This window comes from Microcystis sp. 49638_E5 (assembly GCF_021300285.1).
In the GTDB taxonomy this organism is placed as follows: domain Bacteria; phylum Cyanobacteriota; class Cyanobacteriia; order Cyanobacteriales; family Microcystaceae; genus Microcystis; species Microcystis aeruginosa_C.
On sequence record NZ_JAJTDH010000031.1, the window covers coordinates 1 to 12718 of the forward strand.

The 12718-nt window shown below is 44.2% G+C and carries 14 protein-coding genes; 11 read left to right on the forward strand and 3 right to left on the reverse strand.

Going from position 1 to position 12718, the window contains the following annotated elements; genetic code table 11:
* Positions 1-207 precede the first annotated feature (207 nt).
* The 6 genes from LW728_RS10615 to LW728_RS10640 all read left to right on the forward strand — a co-directional run bounded on the left by LW728_RS10615 (position 208) and on the right by LW728_RS10640 (position 4322).
* Positions 208-540, forward strand: a complete 333-nt coding sequence (locus LW728_RS10615) for a hypothetical protein (protein WP_002802673.1) — start codon at positions 208-210, stop codon at positions 538-540.
* Between the two features lie 150 nt (positions 541-690).
* Positions 691-882 (forward strand): cytochrome b6f subunit PetP, encoded by a 192-nt coding sequence (petP, locus tag LW728_RS10620; RefSeq protein WP_002742483.1) that lies wholly within the window; start codon positions 691-693, stop codon positions 880-882.
* Between the two features lie 22 nt (positions 883-904).
* Positions 905-1981: a Get3/ArsA fold putative tail anchor-mediating ATPase NosAFP gene (locus LW728_RS10625; RefSeq protein ID WP_287670436.1), complete on the forward strand. Its 1077-nt coding sequence runs from the start codon at positions 905-907 to the stop codon at positions 1979-1981.
* 6 nt (positions 1982-1987) lie between these two features.
* Positions 1988-2968 (forward strand): chlorophyll synthase ChlG, encoded by a 981-nt coding sequence (chlG, locus tag LW728_RS10630; RefSeq protein WP_287766636.1) that lies wholly within the window; start codon positions 1988-1990, stop codon positions 2966-2968.
* A 366-nt stretch (positions 2969-3334) separates the two neighbouring features.
* Positions 3335-4063 carry a Bax inhibitor-1/YccA family protein gene (locus LW728_RS10635; protein WP_002802686.1) on the forward strand — a complete coding sequence of 243 codons (729 nt, stop codon included), beginning with the start codon at positions 3335-3337 and terminating at the stop codon, positions 4061-4063.
* A gap of 88 nt (positions 4064-4151) precedes the next feature.
* Positions 4152-4322, forward strand: a complete 171-nt coding sequence (locus LW728_RS10640) for a CAB/ELIP/HLIP family chlorophyll-binding protein (protein WP_002742489.1) — start codon at positions 4152-4154, stop codon at positions 4320-4322.
* 51 nt (positions 4323-4373) lie between these two features.
* Here LW728_RS10640 and LW728_RS10645 read toward each other — a convergent pair whose 3' ends face one another.
* Complete coding sequence (locus LW728_RS10645; protein WP_002802688.1) at positions 4374-4994, reverse strand: neutral zinc metallopeptidase; 621 nt, start codon at positions 4992-4994, stop codon at positions 4374-4376.
* Between the two features lie 166 nt (positions 4995-5160).
* On the opposite strand from LW728_RS10645, the gene LW728_RS23400 reads away from it, so the two are divergent.
* From LW728_RS23400 to LW728_RS10660, 4 genes are all read left to right on the forward strand, one after another.
* Positions 5161-5379, forward strand: coding sequence for a hypothetical protein (locus LW728_RS23400; protein ID WP_502845974.1), 219 nt, complete (start codon positions 5161-5163; stop codon positions 5377-5379).
* A gap of 24 nt (positions 5380-5403) precedes the next feature.
* The gene (rpmF, locus tag LW728_RS10650) at positions 5404-5586 is read left to right on the forward strand and encodes a 50S ribosomal protein L32 (RefSeq protein WP_287670115.1); all 183 of its coding nucleotides are present in this window, start codon (positions 5404-5406) and stop codon (positions 5584-5586) included.
* Between the two features lie 88 nt (positions 5587-5674).
* A complete protein-coding gene (locus LW728_RS10655; protein WP_016516006.1) occupies positions 5675-6274 on the forward strand; it encodes a sulfite oxidase-like oxidoreductase in 600 nt (199 codons plus the stop codon).
* 196 nt (positions 6275-6470) lie between these two features.
* Positions 6471-6938, forward strand: coding sequence for a hypothetical protein (locus LW728_RS10660; RefSeq protein ID WP_287766638.1), 468 nt, complete (start codon positions 6471-6473; stop codon positions 6936-6938).
* A gap of 29 nt (positions 6939-6967) precedes the next feature.
* Here the strand turns inward: LW728_RS10660 and LW728_RS10665 are convergent, their stop codons facing one another.
* The gene (locus tag LW728_RS10665; RefSeq protein ID WP_287766639.1) at positions 6968-8857 is read right to left on the reverse strand and encodes an ABC-F family ATP-binding cassette domain-containing protein; all 1890 of its coding nucleotides are present in this window, start codon (positions 8855-8857) and stop codon (positions 6968-6970) included.
* Positions 8858-9047: 190 nt separating this feature from the next.
* Positions 9048-10721, reverse strand: coding sequence for a chaperonin GroEL (gene groL / locus LW728_RS10670; RefSeq protein ID WP_016516009.1), 1674 nt, complete (start codon positions 10719-10721; stop codon positions 9048-9050).
* A gap of 241 nt (positions 10722-10962) precedes the next feature.
* Between groL and LW728_RS10675 the strand changes: the two genes are divergently transcribed.
* Positions 10963-12717: an ATP-dependent nuclease gene (locus LW728_RS10675; protein WP_002802702.1), complete on the forward strand. Its 1755-nt coding sequence runs from the start codon at positions 10963-10965 to the stop codon at positions 12715-12717.
* Position 12718 lies beyond the last annotated feature (1 nt).

Below are 12718 nucleotides of genomic sequence, written 5' to 3' on the forward strand. Positions count from 1 at the left end.
AAGGGGGGTGCCGATCCCCCCTTAGTCCCCCCTTGATAAGGGGGGTGCCGATCCCCCCTTAGTCCCCCCTTGATAAGGGGGGTGCCGATCCCCCCTTAGTCCCCCCTTGATAAAGGGGGTGCCGATCCCCCCTTAGTCCCCCCTTGATAAGGGGGGTGCCTGACAACTTTTAACACCTACTCACTTAATTTTCTGAGGAGTTAGATTATGAATACTCAAAAAATGTTAATCAAATCGTCTTTATTCCTAGCTACTATTTTATTAGTCGGGGCTGGTTTTAGTCCGCAAGTGTTAGCTCAAAGCTTGAACCCCAGTCAACCGGATTATCAAAAAAATGAACGTAGTTCCGATGGCAGGGATGATCTCGGTGGTTTTAATCCTTTAGACTTGATTCATAATAGTAATTTTCGCCGTAGCCGGGACGGATCGGAATTTCAGGAAGACAGCCTCAATAATATCAACGAAGCGGCCGAGGAGTTTAAACGCAAGCAAAGGGAACAACTGGAAAATCGGCAAAATGCTGCCCCAGAAACCAAATAAAACCTTTTTGCTAGTATATATGATCGCTAAGTGCAGATGATCTGAGAAAGACCGATAACTGAAGAGCATTGGGGGGTTTATCTGACACGAATTTATATTAAACTTAGGATTGGTTTATTGAATTATCGTCTTATTAAAACTGTGGAAGTAATGGAAATCGGGCAAAAAGTCAAGGTCTGTCGCTTAAGAGACCGCGTTAACTCGGATGTAGCGGGTAAATTGGGTAAAGTGGGTGTCATCAAAAATTTTAAGATGACCGATGGCAGCGGTGTTGGTGCTGTTGTCCAGTTCGATGATAAGACCGCTACTTGGTTTTTTGAGGATGAACTCAAACTCATCTAAATACAACGCTTAGGAATTAATTATGTCCTTAATTTTGACCTTTTTGGGCAAGGGGGGCAGCGGTCGCAGTACAATAGCGATCGCTTCGGCGAAGAAAATGGCTGGTCTGGGGTCAAAAGTTCTCTTGATCGGTCAAGATTCCGGCCCTGCTTGGGGATTACTCCTCAAGGCCTCCCCTAGCTCCTCTATTACGGAAATTGCTCCCAATCTCTCGGTTGTGCAGATTAGTAGTACCCAGTTACTAGAAAAAAGTTGGGAAGAAGTCAAGGAATTGGAAAAGCAGTATTTGCGTTCTCCCACCTTGAAAAATGTTTATGGTCAAGAGTTGGGCATTTTACCCGGAATGGATCAAGCTCTAGCTTTAAATTTCCTGCGGGAACAGGATAAAAGCGGAAATTACGATGTCATCATCTACGACGGCAGCGGAGATATCAACAGTCTGAGAATGTTGGCGATTCCAGAGGTAGGTGGCTGGTATTTACGGCGTTTTCGGCAGGTTTTCAGCGATTCCGAGATTGGTCGCACCCTTTCTCCCTTTTTCCAACCGATTGCCGCTGCCGTGCTGAATTTCTCCTTTAATCCCGACGGTTTAGGGAAGAAGGCCGATGATAACATTTTAGACGAGGGACGTTCCGCTTTAGCCGATCCTCGGCGAGTTTTAGCCTATCTAGTCACCAATGATGATCCAATTGCGATCGCAGAGGCCAAATATCTTTGGGGTGCGGCCCAGCAAATCGGTTTAAATGTGGGGGGAGTGATTTTTAATCGCTGTCAGAGTGCCACGGAGGATTTTGCCCCGCTGCCGGCGGCGATTTTACCCTACCGTCAAGGAGAAGATTGGCAGGAGTTAATCGCCGATTTACCCAATTTTCTCACGGTGCAGCCGCCCAAACCGTTAATAATCGATACGGCAGCCGCTCAGGTCAAGGTTTATTTACCCGGATTCGAGAAAAAACAGGTAAAACTGACGCAATCGGGTCCAGAATTAACCATCGAAGCCGGGGATCAACGGCGTAATATTGATGTACCACCGCCTCTAACCGGAAGATCGGTAAAAGGGGCAAAATTCCAAGAAGGTTACTTAATTATTTCTTTTTAAGGGATTATGTCAAACACCGAGATAGAAAACAAGGACGAGCGGGGGGCCAAAACTCGCCAATTATTGGGCATGAAAGGGGCCTCATCGGCAGAAACCTCCCTCTGGAAAATCCGCTTACAATTGATGAAGCCGATCACTTGGATTCCCCTGATTTGGGGGGTTGTCTGTGGGGCTGCTTCATCGGGTAATTATACTTGGTCTTTAGAAGATGTCTTAAAAGCAGCCACCTGTATGTTACTTTCTGGTCCGTTGATGACCGGTTATACCCAAACTTTAAATGATTTTTACGATCGAGAAATCGATGCAATTAATGAACCCTACCGTCCGATTCCTTCGGGGGTGATTTCTATTCCGCAAGTAGTCAGCCAGATTTTGGTTTTATTAGCGGCTGGGTTAGGAATATCTTATCTTCTCGATCGCTGGGCCGGTCATGATTTCCCAATCATGCTCTGTTTAACCCTATTTGGTTCTTTTATTGCCTATATTTATTCAGCGCCACCTTTAAAATTAAAACAAAATGGTTGGCTGGGTAATTATGCCCTCGGTGCTAGTTATATAGCATTACCTTGGTGGGCAGGTCACGCCCTTTTTGGTCAGTTAAATGGGACAATTATGATCCTAACCCTCATCTATAGTCTGGCGGGGTTAGGCATTGCTGTAGTTAACGACTTTAAAAGTGTGGAAGGTGACGAAAAATTAGGCTTAAAATCCTTGCCAGTCATGTTTGGAATTACGACCGCTGCTTGGATTTGTGTGATTATGATCGATGTTTTTCAAGCAGGAATTGCGGGTTATCTGATTAGTATTCATCAGAATCTTTATGCCGCTGTTTTACTGTTATTAATTATCCCTCAGATCACTTTCCAAGATATGTATTTTCTGCGGGATCCGCTCAAAAATGATGTCAAATATCAAGCCAGCGCCCAGCCTTTTCTAGTGTTAGGAATGTTGGTGACAGGTTTGGCTTTAGGTCAGGGGATACTCTAAAAGATTGTAATTAATAAAAACAGGAAATATCCAGTTGACGGGCGATGATCGCCTTGAATCGGTCTTCGGTTTAAGGTAACTTAAACGGTTAAGAGGGGAGAAAATGGATTTTCGGTTCGATTCCCCCCTGCCCGACTTAATAAGGGGGGTGCAGATCCCGCCTTGATAAGGAGGGTATCTGACAATTTTTAATACCTACCTACTTAGCTAGATCCCTAGTCTTTTCGTTACAATCAAGAGGGAATCGATGCTGGGGGAAAAATTACTTTTTTTTCTTCCCTGCGATTCAGCATTCTTGACGAACTAATCAAGAATAGTTTCTGTTTAACAAGATTGATTCAGACAAGTATCTCGAACCTAGTCACCATGAGTAATACCAGTAATTTTCGTCAAGCTTTACGCGAGGCTAAAAGCCAAGCACTTATCGGCCCTAATGTTATCCCCAAGGCCCTGCCCTATCTCGGTGGCGGTCTAATTTTGACTGCGGTGGGAACCTATGGCGGTTTAGGTGTGATCCAATCCTATCCCCAGATTTTCTTCCCGACTTTCTTTGTCGCCATAGTTGCCGAGATTATTTTATTTTTTGTCGCGCGTAGTAGTGCGGAAAGCGGCAATAAAAGCACTGCTCTGCCCCTGCTGACTCTCTATAGCCTTCTTTCTGGCTATACTCTCAGTGGAATCGTCTATGTGGCCCTAGGTACTTCCGGTGTCGGTTTGCGAGGAGTGGCAATTGCTGCCCTCGGTTGCGGCATCGCTTTTGTGTTGGGACGGAATATCGGCTCGAATCTGTCGGAAAAAGATGGTTTGGCACTGACTCAAACCGTTAGCATCGGTATTCTCGCTCTCTTTATTGTTCTCATTGGTCAGCTAATTTTCTCTATCTTTGGTGGCGGTACTCCCACCTGGTTAGAAATCGCTATTTCTGGCATCGGGGTTTTCTTGTTTGCCGGCTCCGCAGTGGTGGACTTTTACATCTTGCCCCGTACCTACAGAGATGAACAGTATCTCAGCGCTGCTTTATCGATGTATTTGACTTATATCAACCTATTTATCTTTATTCTGCGCCTTTTAATCGCTCTTAACGGTCGGGATTAGGGCAAATAGAGAGGAGTTAGAAATTAGTTACAACCTAACTTCTAACTCCGCTAGAATAGTAAAGAAATGTAAACCGCCTGTAAAGATCATGACTGAACCACAACCGACTCAAACCCCCAAATTAGAAGATCCCAAATTTGGCTTTAATGACTATGCCGAGCGCCTCAACGGTAGGGCCGCTATGATTGGTTTTGTGATCACCCTGTTGATCGAGTATCTCACTGGCCAAGGTCTGTTATCTTGGTTAGGTTTACAGTAGCTTTTTAGGCTTTTTTAGGCATTCTAGGGGAAATACAGCCTTGAGTGTTAGTTAACGCATACAGGCTTGATGATTTTCCCCATAGAATCCTTGCAGGACCGAATCACCTCGCTGTTGTGGTGTACCGTGGGAGTTATTGGGAGCTTCAAAATCGCCCACTTCCGAGGCCGCTTCCGCTAGAAGTTTTCCTGCTATTATATAATCCTGTTTGGATAAACTTCTTGCTTCGGTAAATAACCAAGAAAGGGTATCTCCCGCTAGACAATCGGCCTGTAATTCAATGCCGATGCTCATTCCACCTTCATCGATGCCACCGATACCCCGATTCCACTGAACAGCGTGAGCAGCCTCGTGAGCGACGGCGTAAAGGGGAAATAGGGGATTATCACTAATGCGAGTGACTTGCTTGAGATTGACGTAAACTGTATTATCTACAGTGCAGAAAGCCGCTAGGGAAATTACGCCGCAGGGAGTGGTTATCGGGCCATTGCTTAACAAATACTTAAAATTGATCTGGTGTAATTGAGCCGTATATTCAATTACCGCTTCTAAGGCATCCGTAATATCGTCTGCTTGCGCTCTCTGGGCTAGAGGGGATAAAATCAAGAGGGAACTACAAGAAACAGCAGATATCAGGGATAATAAACGTTTACGGCCAGAGTTAGGTTTCATGATACTAACAAAGTCGGGAGTGAGGAAGAAGTTTAATTGATCTGAATTAGCCTAGTGCTACGATCACAATTCTAAAGGCTATATCTAACACTTCCAGAGAAAATACAGAATTTACGCAGCTTTTGAGCAAAGTTTACAGAATTTCTCGTCAAGGCTGAGGAAATTAATTTGGCACGACTACTTAGGGTCTGCTGAAAAAGTTTTTCGTGGGGGTAGGGTGTGGGGTTTTACCCATTTTCAGGTGGTCAACTACCTAATTTTCAGAGAAAAAGTAACTGAATTTTTCCCCGATCACTCCAATGGTCGGCACTTTTTGGGGGGAAAAAAGTTCAGACAAGTTGGCGAGCCGATTAGGGAAATAGGGAGTAGAATAGAAAGGTTGTGAGTCTATAACTATCGTTAAAATACTATGGCTTGTCCCAAGAAGAAAACCTCAAATGCCAAGCGCGACCAACGGAGAGCGCATTGGAGAAAGCAAGCGGCTCGGGAAGCGCAAAAAGCCTTATCTTTGGGTAAATCTGTCCTTTCTGGTCGTTCTAACAGCTTTGTCTATCCCACTAAAGAGGAAGAAGAAGGGGGAGACAAGGAATAACTTGATGGTGGGGAGTGAGGTAGAGAAAACCTTTTCGCTCCCTAATATTTTAAGATTTGTTTAGGGTTTTCGTTGTGAGTCTCAACTAATGTTAGGCAAATTCTTTAAAAAACCAGAATCTCCCGATCAAGACCGAGTTCCTCCGGGCCAATATCTCGCTAGTGGTTTTCCTGTGCTTACCTACGGAGATACTCCCCAAATCAAGACCGAGGAATGGTTATTCAAGGTTTGGGGAAAGGTGGCCACGACTAAAATTTTTAACTGGTCGGATTTTATGGCCCTACCGCAGTGGGAATTTACTAAGGATTTTCACTGTGTCACCCGTTGGTCAAAATTAGATGTGACTTGGACGGGAATTAAGGTATCGGATTTTATGGCCTTAATTGACCTGTTGCCGGAAGCTACCCACGTCATGCAACACTGTTATGGTGGTTATACCACTAACCTCACCCTAGAGGAATTCCTGCACGAGGATAATTTTTTCGCTTTTCAACTGTTTGGTCAACCTTTAACCCCCGACCACGGTGGTCCGCTGCGCTTAGTTGTCCCCCATCTCTACGCTTGGAAAAGTTCTAAATGGATTAATGGCTTAGAATTTCTCGATCGAGAGCAATTGGGTTTCTGGGAACTTAATGGCTACCATCGACGAGGTGATCCCTGGTTAGAGGAACGTTATGGCGGTTTTTGACGAGCTTTGTCTTAAAATCGGGTAATATCAGCAAACAGAAGTTACCCCCCCACAAAAGATCATTCGGGTTTCCTTTTCTTGTACCCATGTAATTGAAGTTTTCTTAAGGTTTATGGGGATAGAAAGAGTCCCTTATAAAAATTCCCCCGAAGACTGGTTGTAGTCATTGATCACTGATAACTGAAATAACCGACTAATGAAAAAGATGATATTGACTTTACTAGCTTTGCTTTTAGTTGCTAACATGAATAGCCAAGGGGTTTTAGCAGTGACGATCGATTTTCAATGGTTGGGAAATCAGGGTTATATAGCTAAAGGTTCTTTTAGTTATGATGAAAAAACGGCCCCGACTATCTTTTCAGAAAAAGGTTCGGGAAAGATGCAAGTTTTAGAAGATTTTCAGGTATCTTTTTATGATAAGAGTGGTCAGGAGATCGCTAGATACGATAATGTCAGAGAGGGAATTTCCTCAGCTAATTATTTTCAGTTTAATTTTAATACAAAAACCGGTCAAGTTTTTGGCTCGATCGATCTAGGGGGTGAAGGGATGGGGGAAATCTATCTTCAAGGGGTGGTTAAGGATAATTTGGCCCTCTTGCGGGTGGAGTCGGTAGATCTGGTCATGGATGAGGATGATTCACCGGAAATTATCACTCAGTTTTGACTAAATCGATCGGGAAAATAGGGATTATCCTAGCCTAATTTTTCCGCTAATTCTAACCAGCGATCGGTTAAATTATCAATTTTTTGACTCAATTGAGCTAATTCTTCGGTCAGCGCGGTTATTTTGGTAAAATCTTCTAGGGGTTCTCCATAAAGTACCTGTTCAATTTCAGCTTTTTTTGATTCTAAAATTGGTATTTGTTTTTCGATGTCTTCGTATTCTTTTTTCTCTTTAAAAGAGATTTTCTTATTGACGGGTGACGGAGAAGCTTTAACAGTTTTTGGGGTGACTTTTTTTTCTTTGGGTTCCTCCTCCTCTTTTTTCTGATCGAGATAAAGGGAATAATTACCCGGATATTGACGGATATTACCCCCAGTTTCAAAGGAAAAAATAGTATCAACTACTCGATCGAGAAAATAGCGATCATGGGAAACAACAATCACACAACCGTTAAAGTCCTCTAAATATTCTTCTAAAATTGCTAAAGTCTGCACATCGAGATCATTGGTGGGTTCATCTAAGATTAAAACATTAGGCGCACTCATCAAAACTCGTAGTAAAAATAAGCGTCTTCTTTCCCCTCCAGAAAGTTTATAAATTGGTGCATACTGTTGATCGGGAGGAAAGAGAAATTTTTCTAACATCTGGGAAGCGGTAATCACGCTGCCGTCTAGGATTTTGACTAATTCGGCCACACTTTTCAGATATTCGATTACTCTTTGATTTTCGTTGATATTGAGATCATCGGATTGTTGATCGAAGTAACCAATATGAATAGTGGAACCGATGTCAACTGTGCCTGAATCGGGGAGAATTTTCCCGGTAATAATATCCATGAGAGTAGATTTTCCTACCCCATTACTGCCAATAATACCGATGCGATCTTCGGGGGTAAAAATATAGGTAAAATCTTTAATTAAAGTGCGATCTCCGTAAGCTTTCGAGATTTTTTCTACTTCAATAACTTTTTTGCCGATGCGTCTTCCTGCGGTGGCAATATCGACTTTTCCCTCCACCTGTTTAAATTCCTTATTACCCATTGCCTGAATGCGATCGATCCGCGCTTTTTGTTTGGTACTGCGCGCTTTTGGTCCCCGGGATAACCATTCTAATTCCCGTCGCAAAACTCCCGCGTGTTTGCGTTGACTACTGGCGATCGATTCTTCCGCTAAGGCTTTTTTTTCTAGATAATAGGCATAATTACCGGCATAAGTAGATAAATCTCCCCGATCGATTTCAATGATGCGATTAGTCACTCGATCGAGAAAATAGCGATCGTGAGTAATTAATAATAATCCTCCCCGAAAACGGGACAAATAACTCTGTAACCACTCCACGGAAAGCGCGTCTAAATGGTTTGTGGGTTCATCCATCAATAAACAGTCAGGATCGGCTAAAAGTGCGGTAGCGATGGCGATTCTTTTGCGATATCCCCCCGATAAATCTCCCACGCGAGCATTAAAATTATCGATACCCAGTTTACTTAAAATAACTTTAGCATTGGTTTCTAAATCCCAGGCGGCAAGTTTATCAATTTGTTGCGAAACCCTTGACAAACGTTCCATAATAGTATCCAGATTTTCTGGCTCATGGACAAGGCGATCGGACAATTCCTCGTATTCCTTAATTAAAGTCATACTTTCGCCACTATCGGCGAAAACCTGCTCTAAAACCGTTTTATCATTGTCTAGATCGGGTTGCTGGGGTAAATAGACGATTTTCATCCCGGAATTGATTTGAATTTCGCCACCATCGATCGATTCTAAACCGGCGATCATTTTCAATAGGGTCGATTTTCCCGATCCATTCGTACCGATCAGGCCGACTTTATCGCGATCATCGAGGCTAAAACTGGCATCTTTGAGAATTTCCTTGATACCGAAGTCTTTTTTGAGCGATCGAACCGTCAGCAGTGTCATGATTTCTGGGAATAATCCTTCTTTTCTAGTGTAGTGTCTGGACTAATGCAAAGGATAGATTAAGCAGGTTCTGCTGAAAAAGTTTTTCCCGAGGAAAAAAAACCTGTCCCTAATGCCGACGATAACCAGAAAAGGGACAGATTGGCTCAATTGCATGAGATTATTTTCAGGGGCCAGACGGCATCAGGAATTACATCATACCCATGCCACCCATGCCGCCCATGCCACCCATGCCGCCCATGCCGCCCATGCCGCCCATATCAGGGGCTGCGGCTTCTTTAACGGGTTTTTCGACCACGAGGGCTTCGGTCGTTAGGACCATACCGGCGATAGAAGCGGCGTTTTGAACGGCTGACCGCACCACTTTAGCCGGATCGATAATTCCGGCGGCGATTAAGTCTTCGTACTTGCCGGTGAGGACATTGTAACCGACGCTAAAAGCGGTTTCGCGCACACCTTCCACGATCACATCGCCTTCCACGCCGGCGTTATTGGCTAACTGACGCAGGGGGGCTTCTAGGGCTTTAGCGACGATATCGGCGGCGACTTTTTCCTCATCGTTAGTGAGAGAAGCTTTGAAAGCCTTCACCTTAGAAGCCAGATGAATCAAGGTTGTACCACCGCCCGGGACGATACCTTCTTCCACGGCGGCTTTGGTGGCATTGAGGGCATCTTCGATGCGGAGTTTGCGATCCTTGAGTTCGGTTTCTGTGGCTGCCCCGACTTTAATCACGGCCACACCGCCGGCTAATTTAGCGATGCGTTCCTGTAATTTTTCCTTATCGAATTCAGAATCGGTTTCTTCTAACTGTTTTTTCAGTTGGGCGAGACGTTTCTGCACATCGGCCTTATTGCGGCTGTCCCCAGAGGCGACAATAATTGTATTGTCTTTTTCTAGGGTGATTTTTGCCGCTTGCCCTAGCAGATCGAGGCTAACCGTGTCAAGACTTAAGCCCACTTCTTCGGAAATCAGACGACCGCCGGTGAGGATGGCGATATCTTGTAAAACCGCCTTGCGACGTTCCCCAAAACTGGGGGCTTTGATAGCGACGACATTTAAGACACCCCGGGCCTTGTTGACCACTAGAGTGGCTAAAGCTTCGCCGTCCACATCTTCGGCGATAATTAATAGGGGACGACCTTGACGGGCAACGGCTTCGAGGACGGGGACTAATTCAGCGATCGCACTGATCTTTTTATCGGTAATCAGGATCAGGGGGTTGTCGTACTCGACGATCTGTCTTTCTTGATCGGTGATGAAATAGGGAGAGATATAACCGCGATCGATCTGCATCCCTTCCACTACTTCTAATTCCGTGGTTAGGGATTTCGATTCTTCCACGGTGATTACGCCATCGGTGGTGACTTTTTCCATGGCGGCGGCGATCATTTTTCCCACTTCTTCGTCGTTGCCGGAAGAAACGGTGGCCACTTGAGCGATCGCATCTCCGGCGATCGGTTTAGCTACGGCGGCGATTTCTTCCACCAGATAGGCGATGGTTTTGTCTAGTCCGCGTCTTAAGGCGACGGGATTGGCCCCGGCGGTAACGTTTTTCAGACCTTCTTTAATTAAAGCCTGGGCGATGATGGTGGCGGTAGTGGTGCCATCTCCCGCTAAATCTTTGGTTTTTGCCGCTACTTCCTGAATTAATCTCGCCCCGGTGTTTTCGAGGGGATCGGACAATTCGATTTCTTTGGCGACGGTGATGCCGTCATTAACGATCTGGGGGGCGCCGTATTTCTTTTCTAACAAGACATTGCGTCCTTTCGGACCGAGGGTGATTTTTACCGCATCGGCCAAGGCGTTGACACCTCTTTCTAGGGCGCGACGGGATTCATCTTTAAAGGCAATGATTTTGGACATGGTATCGCTGTTGTAATAGGACTCCTTATAGTTAATTTAGCACTCTTAGGGCTTGAGTGCTAATCCAGGCGATCGACTCCCCTCCGATCCCTGCACCGACAAGCGCGATCGTTTTCGTTGCCCTAGCTGGAGAGATGAGTTAGTCCCGATCTATTTTTGGCCTTAAAAATGGGGTCTGGGAAAGTGAGCGATGTTAACTTGCGTAATTTAAGATGAAGATGCCGACAGCCTAACCAGATCGATGATAACCAAGCTAACCCTGAGAAATTTCAAGAGTATCAAGGAACAAACCTACGAGTTTGCTCTCTTCGATCTCTTAGTTGGACGGAATAACAGTGGTAAAAGCACCATTTTACAGGCTTTAGCGATCTGGCAGTTCTGTATTGAGGAGTTCCGGCGGGCGAAACGGAGCGGAACGACCGGCAAACAAGTTGTCCTTCCCAACTTTACAGCCCTTCCCGTTCCAGAATTTAATCTTTTGTGGCGAGAGAAGACCGAGCGCCACTATCCAAAAGTAGATGGTTCCAAAAAGCAAGAGTTTATTCTCATTGAAATTGATGTTACTTGGATAGCGGAATCTTCTGGGCTAAAACCATGCTCTTTGGGGGTTAAACTACGATATAGTTCTCCTCAAACTATCTACGCAATTCCTTCGGAAGGATGGGAACATTTCCGTGAATTAGAAGGAGAGTCAAATCACTCCCCTTCTCTTTTACCTATTATTGCTTACGTTCCGCCCTTTTCGGGATTAGAACCCAATGAAGAATGGCGTGATGACGGACCGCTGCGAAAACAAGTGGGAAAAGCGCAGCCCGGAAGTATATTAAGAAATTTACTGCTGCGAGTTTGGCAAGAAAATCGAAAGGATTGGAGTGAAATTCAAAAGGTTGTCAAAAACTGGTTTAACGTTGATTTAAAAGACCCTCAATACGAACGAGGAGTGGACACCCAAATAATCTGCGAATATAAACAGGGGGGCAAATCCTATGACATTATATCTGCTGGCAGCGGTTTCCATCAAACTTTAACCTTGTTGGCATTTTTTTATGGTTATAAACCTACTACTATCTTACTGGATGAACCCGATGCTCATCTTCATGTTAACTTGCAAAGAGAGATTCTAGATTATTTTAAGAATCAAAAGGCGATCGAGAGAAATACTCAATTTCTTATTGCCACCCACGCAGAAGAGTTTATTAGAGGGGTTGACGTTCGGCAAATTATCTCATTACTTGATAGAATTCCTAAAAGAGTGGAAGCTACACCAGCGATTTTAACAGCGATGGCCGATGTTTCTAACTTAGAGATAACACAGCTTTCGGAATTTAATTATCCCGTTATTTTGTATGTTGAAGGAGAAACAGATGAGCGTCTTTTACGAGGTTTTGCCACTTCTTTAGGAAGGCAGGATAAATTGAATCAGGTTTGTTGTCGGGTTATGGGAGGCGGCAATAAGAAGAAAATGAAAGAAGATTCTGATCGTCATTTTAACGGGATTAAACAAATAATTCCATCGGCGAAAAGGTTGGTATTGTTTGATTATGATGATGACGATCAGGCCTTCCACCCAGAAGCAAATGATCCGAAGCAATCATTATATGAATGGCGACGAAAAAATATTGAGAATTATTTATTAGTTCCCGATGCTTGGATTAGAGCAGCTCAACAAACCGGCGGTTTTAACGACCAAGATATTTTTTTCTCTCCAGTTCAAAAAATAATTAGGGAGTTTTTTGATAACGAAAATCTTACCCTGCCTCGAAATCAATCTTGGAGAGATGTCAAGGCAAATATTTTTCAAGTTGTGGATGGGAAAAAGCTATTGTTTGAAAATAAGGACTCTCTTTTTCAAAGGCTTAAATCTCATCAACCTGTTTTAGAATCTGTTCCATCTTTAGAATTGACCCGCGAAATCGTCGCCACTAACATGAAATCTGATGAAATTCATGAAGATGTTCATCAATTCTTCGCTAAGTTGGATCAACTTCTGAGTTAAG